This window comes from Microcoleus sp. LAD1_D3 (assembly GCF_036702135.1).
In the GTDB taxonomy this organism is placed as follows: domain Bacteria; phylum Cyanobacteriota; class Cyanobacteriia; order Cyanobacteriales; family Microcoleaceae; genus Microcoleus.
Map to the genome: position 1 here is coordinate 19,766 of NZ_JAUBSB010000003.1, position 26,162 is coordinate 45,927.

The window sequence follows — 26,162 nt, forward strand, 5'->3', positions numbered from 1 at the left end:
TCTTTTTTGCCCCCTCATGAAGGAGTAAAAATTTGCAAGCTGTCCTGCATTTAAATTTAAGCTTTCAGGCGGGCAAGATGTTAAGCTTTGTCGAGGCGGGATCTCGTGTCCAGCCCAGAAGAGTTATAAGAAATCGATTTGAAGATAAAAAATAGTAGCTCGATCGACATCCGTAGTATTTAGTATTAAATCAAACACTCTAGAATTATCGGGCTAATGTTGTGAAGCCGGCATCGACATATCGATCCACAGGTAATTTTGAAGTATTTGGTATTGCGATCGCGATCGCGGCGCGTTTGGGCTAACCGGACTGCGACAACCATTGCAACTCAACAGATAATTCATGCTTTGTTCCGGTGAGGGCGCAATGTGTTGTGCGGCAATAGCGACATAACTGTTACCATGACTTGTTCTGCCACTGTCAACTACAAGCTCTGACAATCTTATTTATGGGCGGATTTTTTAAACAGTTTGGACACAGCACCTCTCAACATATGCGGTAGTAACTTTGGTCCCGGCAAAAAAACAATCCCTAACTGCTGCATTAATCCAAGTGCATCACCCTGCCCCCAATGCTCCACGATTTTGCCGTTCTCGACTCGATCGATGTGCATAACCGCCAAGCTGATTTGTTTGCCCGTTGGCGGCAAACCTTGAAATTCTCCGAGGTGTGTTGTTGTGAATGTTCCGCACGTCACCACTTTATTGTCTGCAACCACGACCTCATCAAAAACGTGTTGACCCTGACTAAAAGCTAGATAAAACGACATCCCGAACTGCTTGAACTCCTCCCCGTCCAATGGCTTTGGCATTCCCGCCATGTGAGCAATAAAATTCGGCGCTAGAAGCTCTAAGGCTTGTTCCATTTTGTGATCGTCGAACGCTTTGTAGAACTGGAGAACGATTGCTTTGTTTTGGTCAGTCAGCATACATAATTTTGTTTTGAACTAAATTGTAACGCGACTTACGATCGTTCGATCGCCCTTAACAAAGATCGTACTCTTGGCAGAACAATAAGGGCGTTGCTTAATCAGGGTATGAAAAAAATCACTTGAAAATCCCGAATTTTTGTGAATACTGGTTTCTATGACTTGCATATTTAGCCTTTCATACCCTAAATCAGCAACGCCCAATAAGGCTAGAAACTAAAAGAGCGATCGTACCGAATTGAAGAGCGATCGCACCACTGGTAATTTTGAAGTATTGGGTATTGCGATCGAGTGTTGGAAACTACAACTCATATCGTGTCCGATTAATCAGTTATCATTCAAATTCATCTTCAAAATAACCGAGCGCCTGGAATTCTCTACAAACTGTTTGCCACATTCCTTACAGCGATAGCACTGCTTCCCCCGTCGATAACCGTTTTTGGACAACTGCTCAGATTGACAATGAGGACATTTCATTACTTTCATTACATTACTTGACCGACCTTCCCCCACATACGACTCTAAATACGACACCAACAAGTCCTCAATCTGCTGTACCAGTTGTTGGCGATGCTGTCGATCGGGGTTGCGAAGTGCCGACAGAATGACAGCATTACTGCTGTGAACGCAAACCTCCGCTAACAGGCTGCATTGCGCCTCACTCAAGCTGGGATTTCTTTGCTTCAACAAACTCGCCATAAAGTCGATCGCCTCCTGAGTCATGCTTTCATCGATCGACTGGAAAATCTCGCGCGCTATATAAAACTGCACAAACACCACCCGTGATACAGGCTGTTCAAACATCTCTGCAACAGCAGTGACAAGGGTATGAATCATTTCGCGCAGCGGTAACTGAACGATTTCCGACGTGTTCGCCTGCGCCCACATCCCCTTAACCCGATCGGCATGACGCAGCTCCATTGCATTAAAAATGGCCGCTTTATCAGGAAAAAACTGATACAGAGAACCGATGGCTGTCCCTGCTTTTGCTGCAATTAGATGGGTAGTCGCCTCCCAATAGCCCACCTCGTCAAACACTGCTGCTGCTGCATCCAAGATTTTTTCGACTCTTTCTTTACCACGCTGCTGTTTCGGTTGACGGCGCAAACTGCTTGACAAATGTGAATATTCTGTCATATTCTAGAAAAGCGACAAATCTCTCACAATTTTATGTCTCAAGGAGAACACCATGCAGTCTATGCTTCCCGGTGCGCCTTGGCTGTTGGCACATAAGTCAATGCTGGCAGCGAACCAACCTCGCAAAATTTCCTTGTATGGCACCGACTATGTGATGTGGAAAGATCCTGCCGGAACCATCCATGCCTTGCCCAATGCCTGTCCGCACATGGGAGCAATGCTGTCGGAAGGATGGTGCGAAGCCGAAAGCGATCGCACAAGCGGTGTCGTCTGCCCGTTCCATGCCCTGAAGTTTGATGCTGAAGGCTGCACCGTATTACCCGGATCGAATAAAAAAACATTGCCCTTACTAAAACCGTTAGATCTGATTATTCAAGATGACTTCATTTGGTCTTATGGGGAATACGATCCGCAAGTCCCCATTCCCAATGTGCTCAAGGAAATCGCAGAAACTTACTACTTCATCGGGCATACCGCCGATCGCAGCGTTGAGACAAATTTGCTGACGATGCTGCTAAATATGCACGACTATAATCATCAAAACGGCACCCACCGGGACTTGTTTAGGATTACCGATGTGGAATTTCATCAATTCATTGATGAGGGACATCAATCCCATGCGTTTTATGATATGCCTACTGCCCCTTACACTTTGGCAGAAAAGCTCAGAAAACCAGATTTGTTTTTACTGCCCAGCACCATTAAAGCGCACCTAGAAAATCATTTCCCATCCCTAGTAATTTTTCATGGAGAAATGCCATTCGGCAAAGGTGCACAGTGTCATATATTCGTACCAGAAGCCGAAAATCGGACGCGGACTTATATTTTGCTGTTCGGTCAAGCAAAGCATCCTATATTTAAGGTGTTGGGGGGGACGTATCTCAATTTTGGCAAAGTTGTGGTGGATCAAGATGCGGATATTTTAGGAAAAATTTATCCCGATACGCCTCAAAAAATTAAACTCAATAATGAAGTTGGGATGGATTGGGTACGGCGCAATTTTGAAAGTTTTCCAAATGTGAGGGAGCCTAATCTTTCAAGGTAGATAATGAAGATGGCTTCAGCGTTATGCCACGCCGATCGCTTAATCGGTAAATGTTTTTAGATTTCCCATAAAGCCATTCCAGCACTTATTTTTTTACCTAACTACTTACTTTTGGGCAACAATTGATTGAGCGCACCACACAAGTATCCCTTCACGGTGTCCCTACTTGCACCTACACCGCTCGGAAGGGTAAAGATCATCTCGACAGTTAATAGGTTCCCATCCATTGAGGCAAACACATCAATTGGCAAAGCACGCTGAAATGCTGTTGCGGGATTTTCAGCTTTCATGACACCTGCGCTCACATCAGTGCTAATAGTTTTGATGCTCTCGCGGGCCAAAATGGGTCGTAATTGGGAAAATGCTCTCTCTACCGATAACCCCTCAACCTGAACACGGGCAGAAAAGGCGGCACCATTCAAAAAGTCCCCTTTTTTTTGAAAGCTTTCTTCGCAGGTTGTGGCAACAGCGGGGGTGGCTAAACACATGAGAGCAAGAGTCAAGAGGAGCGATCGCATATTAGCTAAGGAATGAAGAAGGCAACAATTATCAACATCATGATGAACCATCATGGGATTGTTTGGCAAGAGGTGCAAGTGCCTTCGACGGTTTTTAGCATGAGTTGCAGTTGAATTAGTATTTGCTTCTATTCTAGCAACTATAGAAACAAGAATAATTAAGGCTAAAGACTAAAAGGGCGATCGCAGTGAATTGAAGGGCGATCGCCCGTAGGTAATTTTGAAGTATTGGGTATTAAGTATTGTGATCGCTAGCAACCTCAACTGATTGCCTCAATCTTTCACCGGTACATCAGCTCGATCTGAGAATTTTCATCACTATAAAAAAAGACTAGGTATTTGTTTTTTTATTGAGTGTAAAAATTGCAATTGTATCACAATAGGATTACCCCTATCTGCTTGTTATGGAAATAGATCGTGTGCCATTTCTGAATCGCCTCCGGCGCACCATGTCCTCTGCGGAAGCTTGGGGGTTTAGTGTGGTTGGATATCTGATGTGGTTTAACTTATCGCCGTTGATGCAAGCAGAAATTGGCTCCGCATCGCTGTTGGTCTGGATTCCTGGTGTTATCGTCGGAATTCTGTTTAACCTTCAAGTTCAGAGTTTGGGTGAGAAATATCCAGATGTATCTGGAGGAACACCAAATTACATCACGCGATTGCTCGATCGTTACCCTACCCTTTCCCGCTACTTGGGGATTGCCTACTACTTGGGGTGGGTTTCCTTTCCGGCCATTAATGCGATCGTCATCACAGATTTGATCCAATTCCATTTAGCACCGATGGGGCTGAATATTCCAGAAAAAGTGTTTGAGATCGGTTTTACTGCGATCGCTTACTTTGTAGCATTCAGTGGCACCCGCGCCGTCGCCATTCTTCACCTCTTTTTTGTCTTTCCTTCGATCGGCTTTTTACTCCTCTTCTGCGTTCAGGGTTTAGGCTGGCTTGCCTTTTCGCCCCAAAGCGCCGGACTCTTGCCCAGCAGCATTGATGCCATCAGTGTCCACGACTGGCTGAAATGGTACTTGTTTGCCGCTTATAGCTTCTATGGCTGTGACACAGCTTCATCCTTTGTAGCAGACAGTCTCCACCCAAAAGACACCCTCAAGGCGCTGTCTTGGGTTGCCTGGTTCATGCCTCTGGTGTTTGTCGGTGGCACTTTAGTGTTGGTGCAGTTGGCAACCGCTGCCGGTTTAGAAGGCAATTTGTACGGCAAATTCCTGGTGGCTGCCAAGCCTTTCTGGGGAGACGCTGCCCCTGTCATAGTCACTTTGCTGGTTGCGGCTAGCTGTTTGTTGGGATCTGCGACTAGCGTTTGCAATACGCCCCGCATCCTTTTCCAACTCGCGCAGGATGGGCTGTTGTCTCCCGTGTTTGGCGCAGTGTCCCGTCGGGGTGCCCTAGAACCCGCGCTGTTGCTAACCTTTATATGTAGTTTAGGATTTTTAGTATGGGGCAACACCACTCGAATTGTCGTGGTGTCAGGGGTGAGTTTTTTCATTTCTATCATGGGGTTGCACTTGGGGCTGTGGATGCAGCGCAAGGATCCAGTCGTGCGTTGGGGGCGACTATCCTTAGCATTACTGGTGGTGGAGTTCATTTCCCTGGTGGTGGGTGGTGTTGCCTGGGGGTGGATGGATTTTGGTCTCGGATTGCTGTTGCCGTTAGTAGTGATAGCGATCGACGCTGCGATTCTGCGGATTCCTTGGGCATATTTGCATTTACCATGGTGGGATCGACTCCATACCAAGCCAGTAACTCCTCCTAAAAACGAAGATTTTGTGGTGCTTCAGGTCGCAATTTTGATTGCGCTGATTTGTGGTGCAGCGACGATCAGTTGGCTCATCCGCTCTTGGCTGCGGGTAGAAGCCGGAACCAACAATCCCTATCTGCTGATTATTGTGTTGATGACGCTGGCATTTCTGGGAGTGGCGATTGCTTGCTGGACAAGTCTGCCCCAGGTTGCTGCGATGGAAGAACTAGCAATCTCCTCGACTGCACAAGCTAAAGAACTGGAGACGACCCTAAATGAACTGAAAAAAGCTCAGATGCAAGTTATCCAAAGCGAAAAAATGTCTAGCTTGGGACAGTTGGTTGCGGGAATTGCCCATGAAATCAATAACCCGGTCAACTTCATCCACGGTAATCTCACCCACCTAGACGAATATACCCAAAATCTGCTGCAGATGATAGAACTCTATCAACAGCGCCATCCCAGCAACGATCCAGATGTGCAAGCAATGGCAGAGGAAATCGATTTGGAATTCCTCACTGAAGATATCCACAAGATAATTTCATCTCTAAGGGTAGGAACCGAGCGAATTCGCGGTATTGTCCTCTCGTTGCGAAACTTTTCTCGCATGGATGAAGCAGACATCAAAAATGTTGATATTCATGAGGGAATTGAAAGTACATTGCTGATTTTGCAACACCGGCTCAAAGATAGATCGGATCGTCCAGGCGTGGTAACGATCAAAGACTATGGCACATTGCCCAAGGTGGAATGTTTCCCCGGACAACTCAATCAGGTATTCATGAATATTTTGGTCAATGCCCTGGATGCCCTAGATGAGATGAATACCAAACGCTCGTATCAGGAGCTTAAAGACACCCCGAACCAGATTAGGATTAGGACTTCTGCGATCGACAATCAATGGGTGGAGGTTGCGATCGCTGACAACGGCATTGGTATGCCAGACCCAGTGAAGCAGCGCATTTTTGACCCCTTTTTTACCACCAAAGCGATCGGTAAAGGTACGGGTTTGGGAATGTCGATTAGTTATCACATCATTACTGAAAAACATGGCGGGAAAATCAAGTGTTTTTCTACACCTGTCTCTGGTACTGAGTTTGTGATTCAGATCCCCATTCGGCAACAGACAATTTCAGGATTCCCCATCGCTGCTCAATCTTAACCACTTCGGGTTCAGTGCAGCCCTCAAACAATCTGAGGCGGTACAGTAATCGATGGGGGTGTCAATTACCGCCAACTGCTCGATCTGAAGCCGTAACAATCTTAGAAGCGCGATCGCCCTTAACAAATATTGCACTCTTGGGATAACAATAAGGATAGAAACCTGTATTGCAGCGATCGCACGCTCATTGAAGAGCGATCGACCGCAGGTAATTTTTAAGTATTCGGTATTGCGATCGAGCGTTGGAAACTACAACTCATCAATCGTCACTAATCCCCCCTCAGTGAACTGAATCACAAGTTCTTGCTCGTCGAGCAAAGCAGTTCCAATCAGAGGTCTTCGCCCTGTAGCAAATACACGAACTTCTCGTTCTTCCCCGTCCCAAAGGATGATTGCTTCGTGAACTGCTACTAGGACTTCACTGTTATCTGCTAAGTTTACAGGCAGATCGTACAGGAACGGCAACCCCAGTAAGGTAACTGCCTCCGGTGGCAAACATAGGTAGTCAGTGAAGCCCGTATCTATGACAAACTCGATCGGGAAAGTAGAGCCGCTTGGGAGGAGAAACGTCAACGCGACGATCGCGTGCCGATCGGTCACAATACCAGAAATCACTTGTTGACACGCTCCATTACACCACCGAACGAAGCAGCCACATTGTAACCAATACGAATGCCAAAAAGTCGAGCATACGGATGCTTTGCCATCAGACTACGTGCGGCTTTTAGCCCAGTTTTATCAACTTCGTAGTCACCTGTTTCAATATCAATGATGACCATCTTGCCAATATTCTCTTCTAATTCAATTTTTTGGCGGATGGTACTCTCATACAAATGTTTCGCACGACGAGCGACTTCTTCACGACTCAAAAGGATTGTTTGCATACATTCCCTCTTTTTTGTAACTTTTGATCCTGTTATGGATATGATAGCTCACTTACACTGCTACATAACGTTGACTGAGTAGGCACGAATTGCTCTATCTACTGTCGCAATAGTCATAACATTCTGTAAAGCTTGACCTATAAGCATTCTGTCAAATGGATCGCGATGTAATGGTGGCAGTTTAGCCAGTTGAGCTACGCTACTTTCATCCAGAGAAAGACTGACAATTTGATGAAGATCGCGCTGTTTGGGTAAATATGTTTCGGGATGATCCGGCAGAGGTAACTTACCCAACTGGTACTTGACAATTGCTTCCCAGACTGAAACTGCACTCAAATAGACCTGATTATCTGGATCGCGAATTGCATCTCGAACATATGTTGATAACTGGGCGTCACCACTGATGAACCATAAAAATATGTGCGTATCTAGCAGAATCTTCATTTACCTTCAAATGCACAGAGGATATCTTCTGGCAAAGGATCGTCGAAATCATCTGGAACAGTAAACTCGCCTGCACACAAACCGAATGGTCGCAATTGCTTGCTGCTAGAAATAGGCCTGAGTTCGGCGATCGGCTTATCTGCAAGCAGGATAATAAAAGTTGCACCTGCTTCCACTTGACGCAGAAACTTTGAAGGATCGCGCTGAATTTCGTCAACTGTCACGTTCAACATAAAAATGCCTCAGTATAAAGCTTCATGGAGAATACTCCGCCTCACTCAATTGTAGATGATGGAGCGTATGCTCCCAGTTAGGATAAGTCTTGAATCATAATTAGTGAATTAAAGAGCGATCAATCTACTGGTATTTTTAATGTATTGGGTATTGCGATCGAAGCACGATCGGTTCCTGAAAATTCTCAACTCCACTTTCAACTACCTCGATACAGTCGGCCTACAACTGGCTTGTTATATCAAGTCCGAGCAATTGCATAATTTAATTGAACTCACAAGTTATTTGATTGCCAAGATTCAGCGTTTCCTGAACTTTTTCTTTCAGCTTATTGAAGTTCGTAGAGTATTTTTCCTTTAAATTAAATAACTCTCTCAGGTCTGAGTCTGTGAAGAAGCAACTAGCCAAAGGTGATAAAGGCATTGTACCAAATCCCAAAAGCTCACCCTTAGAATCTGTATATATGGGTTTTGAGTCAACCAATTCAATTCTAGATCTCAAGGTAAGTAGACTTTTGCATTTCCTCTCAATATCATCCAATTGCTGGTAAAAAATTTGAATTTTTGACATTAACTCTCTACTACTTGGAGCAAGAAGTAAACGAGACGAGGTATCTCGCCATACGCCGCGATTTTCACTAAAGCATGATTGCCATTTTTTCGATAAAGCATCTTGATTTTGATTAAAAAGTTCCTGAAGTAAGTTGCAGTCTTGCTGTATTTCCAAGCTCAAAAGACAATGAATAGATGCAACCTGCTCACTACTTATAGATTTATCTTGATTGCTAAATATCTCTTCCCACTCAGAATAATACTTCTTGAGTAAATCACGATTATTGGGATCTGCCAAGTCATTGCATATATCTTCCCAAAACACTATATAGACAGGGAACTTATTTTCTAATTCACGCTCTTCCTTTAAAGACTGGACCAAATCTTGAAGCTTTGTATCTCTTGATGCCGTAGTTGCAATAATGTACTCACTGAGTGGAGGTGAAAAGCCTTCTGCTTTGACAATCTCTTCCTTGATTATTTTCTTGGTTAGCTTGTTATCCTCATATCTTTTACACTGAACACCTATATACTTGTTGCCGGAACTGTTTTGCCGACCATAAATATCAATACCATTTTGTGGCTGTCCACTTCTGCCATATTTCTGTGCATGATTGTCGTGCCATTTTCGTTTATAAATTTCCAATGTAATATCCTCAAATTCATCCCAAGATTTAGGTTTTGGTAAATCACTTGTGGAAGGTGTCGGCATGGCTGCTAATGTAATGTTTTTAACAGAGACTGCACTACTAGGATAGCACAACTACCAAATAATTCAGTTTCGATCGCCCCACCGAAAAAACAAATAGAAAACCCCAAACCCTATTTTAAAATAGGGTTTGGGGGTTTTCTTATATATCCAGTTTAAATCACAACTTGCTCGGCTCGATCGCAGGAGCACGCAGAGACACAGTTTTATCCGTAGCAGCCTTAGCCACCAAAGAAGGCACAGAATCGCGCAACTTTGCAGTCAACTGTACAGTAGTCGCATCGTAAACCTGAGTCAGCATCTTCGGATACAAACCAATGCCAATAATCGGCACTAACAGAGCCGCAATAATAAACACTTCTCGCGGTTCCGCATCCACCAACTCTTCGTGTTCCGACAATTCCTTATTTTCAGGGCCGTAGAAGATTTCACGCAGCATCGACAGCAGGTAAATCGGAGTCAAAATCACCCCGACAGCAGCTAGAAATACCACGCAAACCTTAAACACAGGATTGTAAGCATCGCTGGTTGCAAAACCTACAAACACCATCAATTCTGCTACAAAACCGCTCATTCCCGGCAAAGCCAAAGAAGCCATAGAACAAGCAGTCCACATAGCAAAAACCTTACGCATTTTTTGCCCGACACCGCCCATTTCATCGAGCATGAGGGTGTGAGTGCGATCGTAAGTGCAACCCACCATAAAGAACAAACTCGCCCCGATTAAACCGTGGGAAACCATTTGCAGCATTGCACCGCTAACACCCAAATCGGTAAACGAAGCTATCCCGATTAACACAAACCCCATGTGCGAAATCGAAGAATAAGCAATTTTCCGCTTCAAATTTCGCTGAGCAAAAGAAGTTAAGGCGGCGTAAACAATGTTAACCACACCCAAAATTACCAAGATGGGTGCGAAGGTAGCGTGAGCATCCGGGAGCATTCCCGCATTCATCCGCAGTAAAGCGTAACCGCCCATTTTTAGCAGAATTCCTGCTAGCAACATGTGGGCGGGTGCGGTTGCTTCGCCGTGAGCGTCAGGGAGCCAAGTGTGGAGGGGAAAAATCGGCAGTTTGACGCCGTAAGCTATTAAGAAACCTGTGTACAGGAGCAATTCTACATTGGGGGCGTAATCTTTAGCTGCGATCGCCCGCATATCGAAAGTCACAGTATCGCCGTAAAACGCCATCGTCAGCCCGCCCAGCAAAATAAAGAGCGAACCGCCTGCGGTGTATAGAATAAACTTAGTTGCTGCGTAGAGGCGTTTTTTGCCGCCCCAGATTGACAAAATCAGGTAAATTGGGACTAATTCCAGTTCCCAAACTAGGAAAAACAGCAACATATCCTGTACGGCAAAAACTGCGATTTGGCCGCCGTACATTGTCAGCATCAAAAAGTAAAAAAGCTTCGGTTTAAATGTGACCGGCCAAGCTGCTAAAGTAGCCAGCGTAGTAATAAAACCAGTCAGCAAAATCAGCGGCATCGATAAACCGTCAGCACCCACCGACCAATTCAAATCGAGTTGCTGCACCCAAGTATAACTTTCTACCAGTTGCAAATCTGGATTGCTGAAGTCGTACTGAGTGTAAAAAGCGTAAACAAGTAGGGCAAAATCGATCAAACCGACAATTAGGGCATACCACCGCACCGTCTTGCCATCCTTATCGGGAATTAAAGGAATCAGCAAGGACGCAGCAATGGGAAACAGAATTGTTGTTGTTAACCAGGGAAAGTTAGCTGTATCCATTGCGTTTTAAAATGATCCATCAGTTATTAGGTTTAAACACATTTTGCCAATTTTGGCCTAAATTTTATACTTTCTTTAGACGGAACATTTTTTTTTGCTATTATTTGGACAAATTATGCGATCGCAACAGTTAATTTTAATCAAAGATTTATTTCTATTGGTTAATTGTCAATTGTGACTTATGGAGCTACTAACCTAAGACCATTTCTTAAAATATCTCCTGGTGGACACGCCACCGTGCTCATTGGTGTCAACTTAAGACTGAAGCCCATAATAAATGTCGCTTTTTTTCGAGTCTCGATCCCCCTAAATCCCCCTTAAGAAGGGGGACTTTGAGTGCTTCCAGTTCCCCCCTTATTAAGGGGGGATCGAGGCCTCATCGTCAGACAGCAGACCGGTACTAACTTTTACCTTAAGTTGACACCAATGGACAATGCCGTTTCCCTAAAGATTTAACTAACTCCCGAAACGATCGCAAAACCCAGAACTGCGACAAACACAATCAGGGCATAAAATTGAGCGCGACCGCTCTCAAAGTATTTCAAACCTTCGCCACTAACCAAGGTGATAAACCCTGTCAAGTTGACGACACCATCGACGACTCGCAAATCCACTTCCATGACTTGCCGCGCTAAACGGCGGCTGCCTTTGACAAAGAGAAATTCGTTGATATCGTCGAGATACCACTTGTTGAGGGAGAACTCGTAAAGCGGTTTGATTTTTTGGGCGATCGCACTTGCGTCAATTTTACGGCTCAAATACATCAGAGAAGCCAAAGTAATGCCCAGCAAAGCAATACCTACAGAGCTTCCGCCCATGATTAGAAATTCCGTCAAATTGAACTCAGCAGCGTGTTCCAAAACTTCCTCGAGAGACTCGCCAGGAGCACGAACAAACTGCTCGAAATAATTGGCAAACGGCGTACCGAGAAAACCGATAAACACAGAAGGTACTGCCAGCACCACTAACGGCAGAGCCATTGTCAGAGGAGATTCGTGAGGCAAATGGTCGTGCTCATCGTGACTGTCACCAGTTGATGCCAATTCCTTAACGTTCATCGCTCCAGGGCCGAAAACAACACCGGGTTGCAACAGTTGCCGCTTGATGGCGCTGTCATTTCCTCGGAATTCGCCCTCAAAGGTGCTGAAATACATCCGGAACATATAAAACGCGGTCATCCCGGCCGTCAGCCAGCTAACAGCCCACAGAGCGGGATTTGCTGCGAAGGCGCTGGCGAGGATTTCGTCTTTTGACCAAAAACCAGCAAACGGCGGAATTCCGCAGATTGCCAAATTTCCGATTAAAAAGCAAGAAGCGGTAATCGGCATATATTTCCGCAAGCCGCCCATGACTCGCATATCTTGAGCGAGTGCAGGGTTGTGGCCTACAACTGCTTCCATACCGTGAATCACTGAACCTGAACACAGGAACAGCATTGCTTTGAAGTAAGCGTGAGTCATCAAGTGGAAAAGTCCGGCACTGTAAGCGCCGACGCCCATTGCCATCACCATGTAGCCGAGTTGGGAGATGGTGGAGTAGGCTAAGCCTTTTTTGATGTCATTTTGGGTAATCGCGATCGAAGCACCCATAAATGCCGTAAAACAGCCTGTACAGGCAATCAAATTCATGACTGCCGGCAGCCCCTCAAACACCGGGTACATCCGAGCGATCAGGAATACGCCGGCGGCTACCATCGTGGCGGCGTGGATTAGAGCCGAAATCGGTGTCGGGCCTTCCATTGCGTCTGGTAGCCAGACGTGGAGGGGGAATTGAGCGGATTTGGCTGCTGGTCCCAAAAATATCAGGACGCCGAAGATTGTCGCCAGAGTCGCCGAAAGAGCACCGGATTCGACTAAGGAGTGCAGGCGTTCGCCCATCACCTCAAATTCAAAGCTGCCGGTGGCCCAGTAAATGCCGAGGATGCCCAGCAGTAGGCCGAAGTCGCCGACGCGGTTGGTGACAAAAGCTTTTTGGCAAGCGTCAGCAGCGGGTTTGCGATCGTACCAAAATCCGACTAGCAGGTACGAACACATACCTACGAGTTCCCAAAAAATGTAAATCTGAACGATGTTCGGGCTGATTACGAGACCCAACATCGACGCGCTGAAGATGCTCAGGTAGGCGTAAAAGCGCACGTACCCGTCATCGTGCGCCATGTAACCGTCGGTGTAAATCATCACCAAAAAGGCGACCGTGGTTACGATCGCCAGCATTACCGCCGTCAGGGGGTCGATGATATAGCCCATATTCAGCGAGAAGTCGCCAGCAGAAGCCCACTGAATAGTGCGGGTGTAGGGTGCGTGGCCCTGTAGTTGACTCCACAGCAATGCGAAAGAGAGTACCATTGACCCTCCGAGTGCGGAGACGATTAATATCGCATTCGCTTGTCGGAGTTTGTTGGTTGCCTGGTTAAAGGTGATTAAGCCTAGACCTACTAGCATTGCGCCTGCCAGTGGCAGGACTGGAATCAGCCAAGCATATTGATAAAGCAGTTCCATGACTGATAGGTAGTTTAAAGTTTCTACTAGATATTGACAAAACTGTAAACAATTGTGACACACGGCTGCGCCACTGGGCCAAAATACTTGCTCCAATTCTTTAAGTATCGCTATACCGGAGTGCGATCGTCTCGCGCTCGCACTACTTTTTTCCTCGCGAGACGATCGCACTCAACTGCGAAAATTATTATTCTCGTGCCAACAGAAACTATACGATAAATCTCACAGTCCTGTGCCTTCAAGACGGCGAGATTTATTTTGGTGTCAGATGGTTGATAGACAAATGGGGAAAGCTTTCTGCTTTCTACATAAAAGCCGAATGCCTTCTACACCAGAGCCGAATGCCTTGGGACCATTACCGGTTGGCTACTTCCTGAAGTTGCAGCCGTTGAGATGGGGAAGCTAGGTGAGCCGCGAGCATCCAGGAATCCAGAGTCCGCCGCAGTTCCTCGCGTCCTTGGTAGTCTTCCAATCTAAATCGAACTTTATCGCCCTCAAACAAAATCAGCGTGGGCAGACTTGTCAGCCGATAAGTGTGGGCCAACTTGAAACATTGATCTGCATTCACCCCTACGAGCTTGACTTTTCCTGCCCACTGTGCCTCAAAAGTCTTAAGCGTGGGGTCGATCGCGCGGCACAAACCGCACCAAGGCGCCGAAAAGTGAACTAAAACGGGGGTAGAGGCTTGAAACACCTCTTGTGCAAAAGTGCGTTCGCTAACCGACAACACCATGAGCCCTCAAAATTTAATAATTTTTTTCTATCCTAGGGATCATGCTACCAGTATATGTTCCTAGTTACACGCATCAAAAAAGGATGAATTTCCCACAACAAACCGGTAAAAATCACTACACCTACGTAGGAAGGGCGCAGAAACTCAAGCAAATCAAGGGTTTGACGCTTTTGCAGGATTGCCAAAAAAGGAATAATTGAGGTTCGAGATTTGATGGTTTCAAAGGATTCTCCAAAACGAGCCTGAAGCCGACTGTCGCCGTGCCACACTCCGAACAAGTGGTGAAGTACCAAACCGATGGAAGTGACTAGGGTAAAGCTAGTGCCAATCCACAGGGTGTGGGCCACGCACCAAATCACCTGTCCCACCATTTGCGGGTGACGGGTGATGCGAATAATGCCAGTTTCGTAGAGGTGAACTTGGGGCTTTTGGATGGCGGCAATTTCTAGGAGGTTGAAAGTTGCTGGATACAGAAACAGAAAGGAAATTGCCGAAAGTATCCAAACTGCGGGTTTAACTCCGGGTACTCCCTGTACTTGCCAAAGCTGCACGCCGTCGTAGCGATGGTTGAAAAAGTAGACAATCAGAATGACAGCTAGCGGCAAACTGACTAGGGCAAACAAAACGCGGTAAAGTCTCGGCCCGATCAGCTTTTCACCTTTTGGCCGGAGGGCTGCTAAACCGCTGTGGGCGATCGCAAAAACCAGTAACAGGCCCAGAATAACTAAGTGGGAGTCGAGCGCCAAGTCGATCGTCATTGCAAATATTAAGAAAAGTTATTGATTCTCGGCCAATTTGTGTCACAAAGTATCTATGGGAGCATTCAGCGGTTATCAGTCAGTTAACTGTTCACTGTTCGCTGTTGACTGTTGACTGTTCGCTGTTCGCTGTTCGCTGTTGACTGTTCGCTGTTGACTGTTCGCTGTTTGCTGTTCGCTGCCTACAGTCAACCGTCAACCGTCAACTGACAACTGACAACTGACAACTGACAATTTAGATATATGTCTGACCTTCCTTTCACTTTAGACCAGTTACGCATTCTCAAGGCGATCGCCTCTGAAGGAAGCTTCAAACGCGCCGCGGACAGCCTCTATGTATCCCAGCCAGCAGTTAGCTTGCAGGTGCAAAACTTAGAGAGACAGTTGGACGTGCCGCTGTTTGACCGGGGGGGGCGGCGGGCGCAACTGACCGAAGCCGGACACCTGCTGCTGAGTTACGGCGAGAAAATTTTATCGCTTTGCCAGGAAACTTGTCGAGCTCTGGAAGACTTGCAAAATCTCCAAGGCGGTACTTTGATCGTCGGCGCTTCCCAAACAACGGGAACCTATTTGCTGCCCCGGATGATTGGGATGTTTCGCCAAAAGTACCCGGATGTAGCAGTACAGCTTCACGTTCACTCCACTCGCCGCACGGCGTGGAGTGTGGCCAACGGGCAAATCGATTTGGCAATTGTTGGCGGAGAAATTCCTACCGAACTTGTAGAAGCTTTAGAAATTGTTCCTTACGCTGAGGACGAACTGGCTCTGATTCTTCCTCCGTCTCACCCGATGGTACAACAAGAAACTATCCAAAAAGAAGACCTTTACAAATTGCAGTTTATATCCCTCGATTCGCAGTCTACGATCCGCAAAGTAATCGATCAGGTGCTGACTCGCTGCGGCATAGACACGCGCCGGTTGAAAATAGAGATGGAACTAAATTCGATCGAAGCCATTAAAAATGCCGTTCAGTCGGGGCTGGGAGCTGCTTTTGTCTCGGTTTCGGCGATCGAAAAAGAGTTGCTCATGGGCGTCTTGCACAAATCTCAAATGGACGAAGTTGTGGTAACTCGAATTTTGTCGCTGATTTACAACCCCAACCGCTACCGTTCTAAAGCAGCAGAGGCTTTCAGCAATGAAATTTTGCCCCAGTTTGCTACTTATTCGACCATCCAGGAGAGGAAAGAACCCCCGGCGCTCGATTTGGGATTCATAGAAATAGCAACTCCCAACTCGGCGGGAGCTTAATCTATTAGGTCGCTGGCAGTTAGCAGTTCGCGGTTAGTTGATAAATCCAACTCTGATTTAACAATCGCTTTTTCTTCCCTCTTCCCTCTTCCTTCTTCCTTCTTCCCTCTTCCTTCTTCTTACCAAACAAAAATGGAAGTTTACTGCACCCGACCGGGCTGCCCGCGCCCTCAAAACTATTTTCCCGACCTCGATGACAGTTCGCGGCTGAAAACGGTGCAGCAAAAGTTTTGCACCGCTTGCGGGATGCCCATGATTTTGAGCGGCCGCTATTTGCCCGTGAGGTTGTTGGGTCAAGGCGGTTTTGGGGCGGCATTTTTGGCCAGAGACCGCTATACTCCCGCAATGCGGCAGTGCGTTGCTAAACTTTTGCAGCCGTCGGTAAGTCTAACTCCGCCCCAGCTAAAAATCGCTCAAACTCTGTTTGAACGGGAAGCGGCGGTGCTAGAAGAACTGGGAAACGAACATTCCCAAATTCCGAGTTTGCTCGCTTTTTTTGAGCTGACTGTTACGAGTTTGCAGCCGGGAAAAAACGATCAGTTTTTCTATCTGGTTCAAGAATTTATTGACGGTACAAATTTGGAGGATGAACTAGGTGTTAAAGGCAGGTTTTCGGAGGCGGAAACGGTGGAGGTGCTGCGGGAAATTTTGAAGGTTCTCGATTTTGTGCACTCTCGCGGTTCGATTCACCGGGATATTAAACCTGCTAATATTATGCGGGCTAAAAATCGTCGCCTTTATTTATTAGATTTTGGGGCTGTTAAACAAGTAACACAAAGTGTTGGGAGTGCAAAAGCTTCGACTGGTATTTATTCTTTGGGTTACGCTCCGCCAGAACAGATGAGCGGGCAAGAAGTTTATCCGGCAACGGATTTGTATGCTTTGGCTGTGACTTGTATTACTTTGCTGAGTGGTTTGCAGCCGACGGAGCTTTTTGATAGTTACAGAAACGAATGGAATTGGCATTCGCGGGCGCCGGTAAGTTCGCGTTTGGCTCACGTTCTCGATCGAATGTTATTATCAGCTCCCAGCCAGCGTTTTCAATCTGCGAGTGAGGTGGAAGCGGCTCTGATGTCTCGGCCTCAACAACATTCTCAACCACCTACAGTCGTGGTGGCGCCACCTCCGATACCTCTTCAACCGACTCTGCCTCCTCCTGTACGGGTTCCTGCAACACCTCCAGGAGGGCTGCAACCTTCGCAGAGAAGGACTTTTTCGATTTGGGAGGTTTTGTCGGGGGCGGCGTTTACGGGTTTTGAGGGGGGGGTGCTGGCGATCGCCCTGACGAGTTTGCTGCCCTCTCCTGGCTTGAGTATTGGATTGTTGGGGATGATTGTGGCGGGTTTGATTTACGGCCAGTACCGCAGGGCGATCGAACAAACTGAGATGTTGATTATTGGTGCAGGTACTGTGGCTTTGCTGTGGTTTTTTCCGGTTTTACAGACGGCGGCAGGTGCGATTTATCCGAATTCTCCGATCACTGGCGTGTTGTTTGTGGGATGGTTGGGTGCTTTGGGTGCGATCGCTGGCACAGCTATTTTTCGCTTGATTTATAAGTTACTTTCTAATATTTTTTAAGCTAATTAAATCGATGCAAAATCAGAAGTTGATTAACCCGAATTGGGTCATTGCTTGGGGCCCAGAAGCCCGATCCCACCCTGCAACTTGGGAAACGTCCGGTTTTGCCATAATCGGAGATCAACCCACCTTCAGCCCCAATCAGCGATTTGTGCTGGTAGGTGACTGCTGCTTTGATCGCACCCCAATTATCAAACAACATATTGATACAGATGGATTGACCGATTTGGCGATCGTCGGCCGGCTCTGGGAACAGTCAGGCGCTCAAACTTTGAGCTTACTGGAAGGACAATTTGCCCTTGCCGTGTGGGATAGAGACGAGCAAACCTTGTGTCTGGGGCGCGATCGCGTTGGAGCCAAAACCCTCTATTACACCCGTACAGGAACGACTCGCTGGATTGCGCCTCGACTGCGATCGCTCAATCCGTATCACGATCGAGAACTCGATTTAGTTGCTTTGCGCGACTATTTGTGCTGTGCATTTGTACCGGGAGCACAAACGCTGTGGGAAGCGGTGCGAGAGTTGCGGCCCGGTAGCTACCTGTACTTACCGGATATTGAGGCGCAGAGATACTGGCAGCCACAGGAGCAAATTACTAACGCCGATCGCCCTTTGGAATGGCATAGTCAACAAGTGCGATCGCTTTTGGAACAACTGGTGCAGGAAGCGCTACCAGCGGGAGAACCAGTCGCAGCATACCTTTCGGGTGGTATTGATTCCAGTTGCGTCACGGCGATCGCCACAAGGCTGCACGATCGTCCGGTACACACTTTTTCGATGCACTTTGGCGCTCAATATCCCAGCGAGATTGAATTTGCCAACATCGTCGCAGCACATTGTGGCACTGAGCACCATATTTTAGAAGTTTCGCCAAAGCAAATTTGGGAGTTGCTGCCGGAAACGCTGGCGGCGATGGATGATCCGGTGGGGGAAGGCTTGACGGTTCCCAATTTGCTGTTGGGGCGATCGGCAAAGCAATTCGCAGACGTGGTACTCAATGGCGAAGGTGGCGATCCGTGCTTTGGCGGGCCGAAAAATAAGCCGATGCTGCTCAACAGTTTGTATGGTTCGATTCAGGGTAAACCAGATCCGATCGCAGCTTACTTGACTTCGTTTCAGAAATGCTATGTGGATTTGCCACGTTTGCTGAAGCCGGAGGTTTGGGAAAAGGTGAAGAATGCGCCTTCCGTCTTTGCTGAGGAATTGCAACAGACAGAAACGACGTTTTTGAATCGGCTGATGCGGCTCAACATTGAGTTTAAAGGAGCCGATTACATTTTGACCAAGGTGAATAATCTCACGGCTGCGGCGGGGCTAAAAGCTCGATCGCCCCTATTCGATGCGCGGATGGTGGCACTGAGTTTGCAAATTCCGCCAGAATATAAGCTTTCGGGCGCGCAGGAAAAAGCGGTTCTCAAGGCGGCTGTGGCGGATTTGCTGCCCGATGTCATTGTCAACCGTCCGAAAAGTGGGATGGTGATGTCGATGCAGCAGTGGTTTTTGAGGGATTGGCAGCGGCAAGCGCGATCGTTGTTGCTGAATCGTCATGCGGCGATCGCGCCTTATCTCGATCAAACACTAATTCGCGAGTGGCTAAACTATCGTGGCGAAGTTTTTCCCCGCTATGGGCTGAAGCTGTGGCTACTGGTGACGCTAGAAATTTGGTTACAAGTGAATCGCCGTTAGTTACCCCAAATTATGGTAGGGGGCCGTGCCTTTTGTCGTGTCAACTTCAGCAGTTGACGCCCAGATTTGTCGATCGACAGCGGCATTTTCCCTAGGCGGTTTTCGCTCTTGTTTATAGAACCGAATTAAACCGCAGAGGGCGCAGAGGATACAGAGAAACGGAAGAGACAGATGAATCATTCCGATGCCAACGGATTTGATATACAGTGTATTTCATAAACCTGGAATACGCTGTATATAGCAATCCTAAATCATTTGTCAATTTCTTGCTCCCTCCCCTTGGGTTCGGGGAGGGTTGGGGTGGGGTAAAAAGTTTACGACTCCTGCAAGGATTGCTTTAGCTCTCCTGCGATGATTATGGGATGTTTTGTTTCACCCTTTTTAAATTCGCCAACAGTCTCTTGAAATCGCCCGCAATTCTTAATCGGCTGCGATTCTTCAACCCGCAATTTTAACCAGCCGCATTTTTAAACCCCAATTTCAAGCACTATTTTACCAGTTACTGAGCCTGTTTCTAACAGTTCGTGAGCGGCTCGCGCTTCTTCGAGAGGGAAAGTTTTGCTGACGTGAATTTTTAGCAAGTTGCGATCGCACAAACGAGCACACTTCTGCAAAATGTGAGCCTGCTGTTCCTGTTCCTCCACCAAACCTTCCAGCATCGGTGTTAACATTAATTCCAGACTAATTCTCAGATTCCGCATTCTCGCTGTTTTCAAGTTGCCCAAAGCCGGATCGGGTTCCAAAATTGTTACCAAATCTCCATAAATCTTCACAGCCGGAATAGTTTGGTAAAAAGTTTCTCCCCCAACTGTATCGAAAGCCAAATCAACTCCTTGTCCTTGAGTCCAAGTCAAAACCTCATCGACAACATTGGTATTTTTGTATAAAATAACTGAATCTGCACCTAGGTGCTTGACAAAATTGGCTTTTTCCTCAGAACTAACAGTCGTGCAAACCTCTGCACCCTGCAACTTCGCTAACTGTACCGCGACGTGGCCGACACCGCCGGCACCAGCTTGAACCAGCACTTTTTGGCCGGCTTGCAAGCGCCCTCGATCGTACAGCGATTCCCAAGCTGTAATTAAAACTAACGGTGCCGCCGCCGCCTCAGCAAAACTTAAAGCAGCAGGCTTGAGGGCGAGAAAGCGTTCGTCTACAACGGCAAACTCAGCATAAGTACCGATCGACCCGCCCAAACCGCCATTGCAGAAAAAAACTTCGTCTCCCACTTGGTAACTTTGCACACCATCACCGACAGCCTCTACGACTCCAGCACCGTCGCACCCCAAAACGTGAGGAGTTTTCTCGGGGTAAAAAGTGCCGCGCGATCGCAACTTAGTATCTATCGGATTAATCCCCGCCGCTCGCAACCTTACCAAAACTTCAGTTTCTGTTTGTATAGTAGGCGCGGGGATATCTTGCAGTTTCAATACGGATGGGCTTCCGGGGGTTTGAAAAATGATCGCTTTCATCATGGGTGTTACACTAGATCAGATAATCCCTAGACTTTATTGTATATTGCTTACCAAAGCAACAAAAAACTTTTTGTTTATCCCAAAGTTTATGATTGTTGGTAAAAGGCCTTACGTAGCTCGGCAGCGGCAGTTTTATAAACAGTTTGAGGAGTTATCGTTTCTGTCCATAAATCTCTACGATCGTGGTCAATATTATATGAGTAAACACTTTTTTAATTCTGGATCTAAAGTTGGTGGCAATAGAATGTTCAAACACTTATCTACCATCGTACAACCTATAGAGTTCTCTCAATCATTACCTACTAAAGTTAGCAATTTAGTTCTCAAACAAGTTGTTTGTGATGGGGAGTGTTGCCCAAAATCCAGAATAGCTTATGATCGAGATCTACGTTTATTTTCATTCTTCCCGAACCTCCCCCAATACAAACATAAAATCTGGGGAAGTCAATTATTAAGTCATAATAACCAATCCATAGAAAAAAGGGTAGGTAAAAAAAACAATGGACTACTTCATTTATTTCAAAATGACATAATAATTTCTACAAAAGCCCAAAATGTCATCCAGGTAAGGAGACGTTTTGCAACAGCGATCTACTTTGTTGAGGCTGCAAATCAAAAGCCTGTAAGGTTGGTGGATTTAAATTACCACCTCCGAACAGGTATAGATTTAGGGATTGATCGGCTCGTAGCTTTGGCATCCAATAAGCCAACATTTACTCCAACTATCTATGATAAAAAACATCTCAAATCAATCAATCAGCGTTTCAATAAGCGCCGAGCATTTTTACTGTCAAAACTTGACAAGGGAAAATATACCACGCGCCAAATCCAGCAAATCACCTTGAAGCGAAACAAGCGATTAGAAAACTACTTTCATCAAACCAGCAGTTTGATTGTCAAGCGGTTGGTGGATGATAAAACAATCCAGTTAATTATTGGCACAAGTGTGAGGGGTGAACAAAAGATAAAATTAGAAAAAAAGCATCAGAGTTTTGTGGTGGTTCCTTATACCCAGCTCGTCAAATTTATTACTTACAAAGCTGAGTTAGTCGGTATCAAGGTAATAGTTACACAAGCATCTTATACAAATAAGTGCAGTTTTTTGGATTTAGAGCCTGTCGGTAAGCAAGAGTCTTACCAGGGTAATAAAGGTAAATGTGAGTGGTTTCGGTCTTTCAATGAAAGTAGGATTAATGCTGATGTGAATGCAGCGTTAAATATGCTTACAAAAGTAAACGTAAACTCACCCTTAACTTCTCTTAGAGGAGTGCTACAACCGTATATATGTGTTTTTAGTTTCACCTGTACGGGTTGATCCTGTACGAAAAGACCAACATAAAGTTTGGTAATCTCAAGTATGGCCCGGTTTTTTGTGAACTGTTAACTCTCTTGTCGCCTTCACGGCGCTCTAACCTTGTATTCGTTACCCATCCGTGACGATACTTAGTTATTTTTAAATAGATTGGCTTCAGATAACTACAACAATTGTCGAGCGGTGCTAATCGATGTTCGATCTAGATTTATTTTTTTACTTTGAGATTCTTGCATATCTTCTGGGATTATCGGCGACTTTAGGCTTGGTGTCCGCGATTTATCTCAAGCGGCACCGAAGGCTATCTAGTCTACCGCTAGCCCACGAGCAACGGCAGTTGGGAGAATTAAAGGCCGAGGATTTATCCGCGGGATTGAAAATGCGGAAAAACTTTTTGATTTTCCCGAACTCACATCAGTGGCCGGCAACTAACAGCTTCTTGGATAAAGTTTTAGGTATGGGCCGCGCTGTATTCTTCGCCAAGCAACAGTGCCTAACTGTGAATTCTTCGCATCTTGTGGGGCCTCGAACCTGCAAAACCCTAAGTCTGAGCATTTCGGATTCGATGGGGGAAAATCTTGATCGCCCAAATGCCGAGAATCCTCCCAAAGTTAATGGTTTCGCGCAATTAGAGGAAGATTTGTTGGGCGAAATCCTAGCAGGTACTGATTCGCCGGGGGGAGCAGAATTCTTTGATGCCTTAGTTTGCCACTTAGCCTCAGCACTCGGAGTTCGCACCGCCGTCGCTGCCAAATCGATTAAGTCGAAGGCACGCAGCGATGCTGCTGCCGATAGATTGCAACTTATCAGTTTTTGGAGCGACGGACAGCAGCAGCCAAACTTTGAGTGTGACACCGCCAATACTCCCGAAGCGCGGGTGCTGGAGGCGGGAATGTATTCCTGTCCCGACAACCTCTGGGAAACCTTTCCAGAAGACCGCAGACCGGTAGTTACAGGTGCGCGCAGTTTCCTGGGAGTCTTGCTGAAAAACTCTTACGGCGAACCTTTAGGCATTATTTGTATTTTCCACGATCGACCTCTGGTCGAAGCACATCTTGCCAAATTCCGATTAATTCTCAGCATCTTTGCGGGACGGGCAGCCGCCGAATTAGAGCGGCAGCGCCTAGAAGCAGCACTGTCCACTGTAGAAGCGAAATACTGCGCCCTGGTAGAACAAATGCCGGCTGTCACCTACATTTCTCCCCTCAACCGCACGGCTGCCAAACTTTACATCAGCCCGCAAATCGAGACTTTTCTAGGTTATTCTGTAGCTGAATGGAGAGCCGATCCCGACCTGTGGCTGAAACTCGTTCACCCAGAAGACCGTGACCGCGTGTTAGTTGAAAACGCTACACAGAAATTCACCGATGGAGAAGATATCTTCTGCGAGGGGTCGCTGGTTTCAGAATACCGCGCGATCGCCCGCAACGGCCGAGTCGTCTGGTTCCGCGATCAAGCGACCGCAGTTCGCGATCAAGCAAGCAAGTCTGTCATCCTTCAAGGCGCAATGTTTGACATCACAGAGACTAAAGTAGCAGCCAGCGCGCTGCTAGAAAGCGAATACCGCTATTACACCTTGGCAAAAATACTGCCGGTCGGGATTTTCCGCGCCGACGCTACTGGAGAGTGCTTGTACGTCAATGAGCGATTTTTGGAGATGGCGGGACTGACTGTGCCTAAGGCACTAGGCGAAGGTTGGGCGCAAAGTTTGCATCCCGAAGACCGCGAGCGTGTTTTGAGCCAGTGGTATCGCGCTGTCACAGATAAGTTGCCCTGTAACTTAGAGTACCGTTTTTGCAACGGTGACTTCACCACCTGGGTCTTTTCGCAAGCAGTGCCAGAAATGACCAAAAGTGGTGAAGTTCTAGGCTATCTCGGCACGTTGACCGATATCACAGATCGCAAGCAGGCAGAATTCGCCCTGCAACAGGCCGAAGAGAAATACCGCAGTATCTTTGAAAATGCGATCGAAGGCATTTTCCAGATAACGCCTGACGGGCGCTACCTCAGCGCTAACCCTGCTTTGGCGAGAATTTACGGCTACGAGTCGGCAGCCGAATTGATCGCGAATATCCAAGACATAGACCGCCAACTTTACCTCGATCCCAAGCGCCGCGTCGAGTTTTTGCGCGCGATCGAAAAACACGGTTTTGTGTCTGAGTTCGAGTCCCAAGTTTACCGCGCTGACGGCACTACTATCTGGGTTTCCGAGAACGGCCGGGCAGTTCGCGACCCTGACGGAAATTTACTTTACTACGAAGGCACTGTCGAGGATATCACCCTCCGCAAAATAGCCGAAGATAAGTTAGTACACGATGCTTTGCACGATATGCTAACTGGTTTGCCCAACCGATCTTTATTTATGGATCGCTTGGGACACGCGATCGATCTTTCAAAACGCCGCCCCGAGATTTTGTTTGCGGTGCTGTTTATCGATCTTGATCGCTTTAAGGTTGTTAACGACAGTTTGGGGCATTTAGTGGGCGATAGGTTGCTGATCGCGATCGCGCAGCGCCTGGGAATCTGTTTGCGCGCTGGAGATACCGTTGCACGTCTCGGTGGCGACGAATTCGCTATTTTGTTGGAAAATATCAAAAGCACTGAGGATGCGATCCAGATTGCGGAACGAGTGCAAGCGGAACTGGCAGAGCCTTTTTACCTTAACGAATATCAAGTTTTTACCAGTGCTAGCATTGGGATTGTTTGTTCTGGTTTACCTTCGTATCCAAGGGAAACCAGCAAACTGTCGAGTCCCGAAAATCTGGGAAATATCGATCGGGAAAATTCTTTGTCTTGCTTATCTTCCGACTCTCCTGTTCCCAATGTCCCGTTGTCCGTATTGTACGATCGGCCTGAAGAACTGCTCCGAGATGCAGATGCTGCCATGTATCATGCTAAGGGATTGGGCAAAGCTCGCCACGAAGTTTTTGACTTAAGTATGCACACTCGCGCCGTCGCCCTTTTGCAACTCGAAAACGACCTGCGACGCGCTTTAGACTCCCAGGAATTTCAGCTTTACTATCAGCCTATCGTCTCTCTAGTTACTGGTAAAATCAGCGGTTTTGAAGCGCTGATACGGTGGTATCACCCGCAGCGGGGTGTCGTATCTCCCGGCGAGTTTATTTTAGTAGCTGAAGAAACTAGATTGATTATACCTATGGGCTGGTGGATGATGCGATCGGCTTGTCATCAGATCCACGAGTGGCACCACAAATTCCCAGCAAATCCGCCGTTGACTGTCAGCGTCAACCTTTCTAATCAACAATTTAAACAACCGGATTTAATCGATCGCATTCGCGAAATTTTACAAGAAACTCAGCTTGACCCGCGTACTTTAAAGTTAGAAATTACTGAAGGAGTCATCATGGAAAATGCCGAATCAGCAGTCGCTATCCTCGCGGAATTGAAAAAATTAGAAATTCAATTATATATTGACGATTTCGGCACTGGCTATTCTTCTTTGAGTCGCCTGCACACTTTTCCAACTGATGCTTTAAAAATCGATCGAGCTTTTGTCAGCCGCATGACTGAAGATGAAGGCAACGAAGCGATTGTACAGACTATTTTAATTTTAGCCAGTCATTTAGGCATGGATGTAATTGCGGAAGGAATCGAAACCAGCGAACAGCTTAATTTACTCAGAGCGCTGCAATGCGAATACGGACAAGGCTACTTTTTCTCAAAGCCGATAGACAGCATCGCAGCCACACTTTTGATAGAAAGTCAACCTAAATGGTAATTTTACTGTTGACGGTTGACTGTT

21 protein-coding genes are annotated in these 26,162 nt (G+C 46.7%); 7 read left to right on the forward strand and 14 right to left on the reverse strand.

Annotated features, from left to right (window positions below; all coding sequences use genetic code 11):
• Positions 1–213 precede the first annotated feature (213 nt).
• The 3 genes from QUA74_RS02045 to QUA74_RS02060 all read right to left on the reverse strand — a co-directional run bounded on the left by QUA74_RS02045 (position 214) and on the right by QUA74_RS02060 (position 2,066).
• The gene (locus tag QUA74_RS02045) at positions 214–441 is read right to left on the reverse strand and encodes a hypothetical protein (RefSeq protein WP_333324490.1); all 228 of its coding nucleotides are present in this window, start codon (positions 439–441) and stop codon (positions 214–216) included.
• Between the two features lie 2 nt (positions 442–443).
• A complete protein-coding gene (locus tag QUA74_RS02050; RefSeq protein WP_333324492.1) occupies positions 444–929 on the reverse strand; it encodes an ester cyclase in 486 nt (161 codons plus the stop codon).
• Positions 930–1,256: 327 nt separating this feature from the next.
• Positions 1,257–2,066: a TetR family transcriptional regulator gene (locus tag QUA74_RS02060; RefSeq protein WP_445302118.1), complete on the reverse strand. Its 810-nt coding sequence runs from the start codon at positions 2,064–2,066 to the stop codon at positions 1,257–1,259.
• Between the two features lie 52 nt (positions 2,067–2,118).
• On the opposite strand from QUA74_RS02060, the gene QUA74_RS02065 reads away from it, so the two are divergent.
• Positions 2,119–3,111 (forward strand): Rieske 2Fe-2S domain-containing protein, encoded by a 993-nt coding sequence (locus tag QUA74_RS02065; protein WP_333324494.1) that lies wholly within the window; start codon positions 2,119–2,121, stop codon positions 3,109–3,111.
• A gap of 101 nt (positions 3,112–3,212) precedes the next feature.
• Here QUA74_RS02065 and QUA74_RS02070 read toward each other — a convergent pair whose 3' ends face one another.
• Positions 3,213–3,698, reverse strand: a complete 486-nt coding sequence (locus QUA74_RS02070) for a hypothetical protein (RefSeq protein WP_333324496.1) — start codon at positions 3,696–3,698, stop codon at positions 3,213–3,215.
• Between the two features lie 335 nt (positions 3,699–4,033).
• Here QUA74_RS02070 and QUA74_RS02075 point away from each other — a divergent pair, with 335 nt between their 5' ends.
• A complete protein-coding gene (locus QUA74_RS02075; RefSeq protein WP_333324498.1) occupies positions 4,034–6,544 on the forward strand; it encodes an ATP-binding protein in 2,511 nt (836 codons plus the stop codon).
• Between the two features lie 249 nt (positions 6,545–6,793).
• Here QUA74_RS02075 and QUA74_RS02080 read toward each other — a convergent pair whose 3' ends face one another.
• The 9 genes from QUA74_RS02080 to QUA74_RS02120 all read right to left on the reverse strand — a co-directional run bounded on the left by QUA74_RS02080 (position 6,794) and on the right by QUA74_RS02120 (position 15,099).
• Positions 6,794–7,159 (reverse strand): clan AA aspartic protease, encoded by a 366-nt coding sequence (locus QUA74_RS02080; protein ID WP_333324500.1) that lies wholly within the window; start codon positions 7,157–7,159, stop codon positions 6,794–6,796.
• Positions 7,156–7,428, reverse strand: coding sequence for a hypothetical protein (locus QUA74_RS02085; protein WP_333324502.1), 273 nt, complete (start codon positions 7,426–7,428; stop codon positions 7,156–7,158). Before QUA74_RS02085 ends, QUA74_RS02080 begins: the two co-directional genes overlap by 4 nt.
• 60 nt (positions 7,429–7,488) lie before the next feature.
• Positions 7,489–7,872, reverse strand: a complete 384-nt coding sequence (locus tag QUA74_RS02090; RefSeq protein ID WP_333324504.1) for a type II toxin-antitoxin system VapC family toxin — start codon at positions 7,870–7,872, stop codon at positions 7,489–7,491.
• Positions 7,869–8,105, reverse strand: a complete 237-nt coding sequence (locus tag QUA74_RS02095) for a type II toxin-antitoxin system Phd/YefM family antitoxin (RefSeq protein WP_333324506.1) — start codon at positions 8,103–8,105, stop codon at positions 7,869–7,871. Before QUA74_RS02095 ends, QUA74_RS02090 begins: the two co-directional genes overlap by 4 nt.
• Before the next feature lie 262 nt (positions 8,106–8,367).
• Complete coding sequence (locus QUA74_RS02100; RefSeq protein WP_333324508.1) at positions 8,368–9,366, reverse strand: restriction endonuclease; 999 nt, start codon at positions 9,364–9,366, stop codon at positions 8,368–8,370.
• Between the two features lie 157 nt (positions 9,367–9,523).
• Entirely contained in the window at positions 9,524–11,110 is a 1,587-nt protein-coding gene (ndhD1, locus tag QUA74_RS02105; RefSeq protein WP_445251604.1) for a photosynthetic/respiratory NAD(P)H-quinone oxidoreductase subunit D1, read from the reverse strand.
• Between the two features lie 452 nt (positions 11,111–11,562).
• On the reverse strand, positions 11,563–13,608 hold the full coding sequence (locus tag QUA74_RS02110) for an NAD(P)H-quinone oxidoreductase subunit 5 (protein WP_333324774.1): 2,046 nt from the start codon (positions 13,606–13,608) through the stop codon (positions 11,563–11,565).
• A gap of 355 nt (positions 13,609–13,963) precedes the next feature.
• Positions 13,964–14,341, reverse strand: coding sequence for a thioredoxin family protein (locus QUA74_RS02115; RefSeq protein ID WP_333324510.1), 378 nt, complete (start codon positions 14,339–14,341; stop codon positions 13,964–13,966).
• Between the two features lie 44 nt (positions 14,342–14,385).
• Complete coding sequence (locus tag QUA74_RS02120; RefSeq protein WP_333324512.1) at positions 14,386–15,099, reverse strand: NnrU family protein; 714 nt, start codon at positions 15,097–15,099, stop codon at positions 14,386–14,388.
• Between the two features lie 243 nt (positions 15,100–15,342).
• Between QUA74_RS02120 and QUA74_RS02125 the strand changes: the two genes are divergently transcribed.
• From QUA74_RS02125 to QUA74_RS02135, 3 genes are all read left to right on the forward strand, one after another.
• Positions 15,343–16,347, forward strand: coding sequence for a LysR family transcriptional regulator (locus tag QUA74_RS02125; protein ID WP_333324514.1), 1,005 nt, complete (start codon positions 15,343–15,345; stop codon positions 16,345–16,347).
• A gap of 132 nt (positions 16,348–16,479) precedes the next feature.
• Positions 16,480–17,925 (forward strand): serine/threonine-protein kinase, encoded by a 1,446-nt coding sequence (locus QUA74_RS02130; protein ID WP_333324516.1) that lies wholly within the window; start codon positions 16,480–16,482, stop codon positions 17,923–17,925.
• 13 nt (positions 17,926–17,938) lie between these two features.
• The gene (locus QUA74_RS02135) at positions 17,939–19,612 is read left to right on the forward strand and encodes an asparagine synthase-related protein (RefSeq protein WP_333324518.1); all 1,674 of its coding nucleotides are present in this window, start codon (positions 17,939–17,941) and stop codon (positions 19,610–19,612) included.
• A 467-nt stretch (positions 19,613–20,079) separates the two neighbouring features.
• On the opposite strand, the gene QUA74_RS02140 is transcribed toward QUA74_RS02135, so the two are convergent.
• Entirely contained in the window at positions 20,080–21,084 is a 1,005-nt protein-coding gene (locus QUA74_RS02140) for a zinc-dependent alcohol dehydrogenase family protein (protein ID WP_333324776.1), read from the reverse strand.
• Between the two features lie 91 nt (positions 21,085–21,175).
• Here QUA74_RS02140 and QUA74_RS02145 point away from each other — a divergent pair, with 91 nt between their 5' ends.
• Both QUA74_RS02145 and QUA74_RS02150 read left to right on the forward strand, forming a co-directional pair.
• Positions 21,176–22,402 carry a transposase gene (locus QUA74_RS02145; RefSeq protein WP_333324520.1) on the forward strand — a complete coding sequence of 409 codons (1,227 nt, stop codon included), beginning with the start codon at positions 21,176–21,178 and terminating at the stop codon, positions 22,400–22,402.
• 190 nt (positions 22,403–22,592) lie between these two features.
• Positions 22,593–26,138, forward strand: coding sequence for an EAL domain-containing protein (locus QUA74_RS02150; protein ID WP_333324522.1), 3,546 nt, complete (start codon positions 22,593–22,595; stop codon positions 26,136–26,138).
• The last annotated feature ends 24 nt before the right edge of the window (positions 26,139–26,162 follow it).

What these genes read in the sequence shown, in the direction of transcription:
- QUA74_RS02050 (WP_333324492.1), bottom strand. Translation starts at nt 929, where the DNA reads ATGCTGACTGACCAAAACAAAGCAATCGTTCTCCAGTTCTACAAAGCG.
- QUA74_RS02060 (WP_445302118.1), bottom strand. Translation starts at nt 2,066, where the DNA reads ATGACAGAATATTCACATTTGTCAAGCAGTTTGCGCCGTCAACCGAAA.
- QUA74_RS02065 (WP_333324494.1), top strand. Translation starts at nt 2,119, where the DNA reads ATGCAGTCTATGCTTCCCGGTGCGCCTTGGCTGTTGGCACATAAGTCA.
- QUA74_RS02075 (WP_333324498.1), top strand. Translation starts at nt 4,034, where the DNA reads ATGGAAATAGATCGTGTGCCATTTCTGAATCGCCTCCGGCGCACCATG.
- QUA74_RS02085 (WP_333324502.1), bottom strand. Translation starts at nt 7,428, where the DNA reads ATGCAAACAATCCTTTTGAGTCGTGAAGAAGTCGCTCGTCGTGCGAAA.
- QUA74_RS02090 (WP_333324504.1), bottom strand. Translation starts at nt 7,872, where the DNA reads ATGAAGATTCTGCTAGATACGCACATATTTTTATGGTTCATCAGTGGT.
- QUA74_RS02095 (WP_333324506.1), bottom strand. Translation starts at nt 8,105, where the DNA reads ATGTTGAACGTGACAGTTGACGAAATTCAGCGCGATCCTTCAAAGTTT.
- QUA74_RS02100 (WP_333324508.1), bottom strand. Translation starts at nt 9,366, where the DNA reads ATGCCGACACCTTCCACAAGTGATTTACCAAAACCTAAATCTTGGGAT.
- ndhD1 (WP_445251604.1), bottom strand. Translation starts at nt 11,110, where the DNA reads ATGGATACAGCTAACTTTCCCTGGTTAACAACAACAATTCTGTTTCCC.
- QUA74_RS02110 (WP_333324774.1), bottom strand. Translation starts at nt 13,608, where the DNA reads ATGGAACTGCTTTATCAATATGCTTGGCTGATTCCAGTCCTGCCACTG.
- QUA74_RS02115 (WP_333324510.1), bottom strand. Translation starts at nt 14,341, where the DNA reads ATGGTGTTGTCGGTTAGCGAACGCACTTTTGCACAAGAGGTGTTTCAA.
- QUA74_RS02120 (WP_333324512.1), bottom strand. Translation starts at nt 15,099, where the DNA reads ATGACGATCGACTTGGCGCTCGACTCCCACTTAGTTATTCTGGGCCTG.
- QUA74_RS02125 (WP_333324514.1), top strand. Translation starts at nt 15,343, where the DNA reads ATGTCTGACCTTCCTTTCACTTTAGACCAGTTACGCATTCTCAAGGCG.
- QUA74_RS02130 (WP_333324516.1), top strand. Translation starts at nt 16,480, where the DNA reads ATGGAAGTTTACTGCACCCGACCGGGCTGCCCGCGCCCTCAAAACTAT.
- QUA74_RS02135 (WP_333324518.1), top strand. Translation starts at nt 17,939, where the DNA reads ATGCAAAATCAGAAGTTGATTAACCCGAATTGGGTCATTGCTTGGGGC.
- QUA74_RS02140 (WP_333324776.1), bottom strand. Translation starts at nt 21,084, where the DNA reads ATGAAAGCGATCATTTTTCAAACCCCCGGAAGCCCATCCGTATTGAAA.
- QUA74_RS02145 (WP_333324520.1), top strand. Translation starts at nt 21,176, where the DNA reads ATGATTGTTGGTAAAAGGCCTTACGTAGCTCGGCAGCGGCAGTTTTAT.
- QUA74_RS02150 (WP_333324522.1), top strand. Translation starts at nt 22,593, where the DNA reads ATGTTCGATCTAGATTTATTTTTTTACTTTGAGATTCTTGCATATCTT.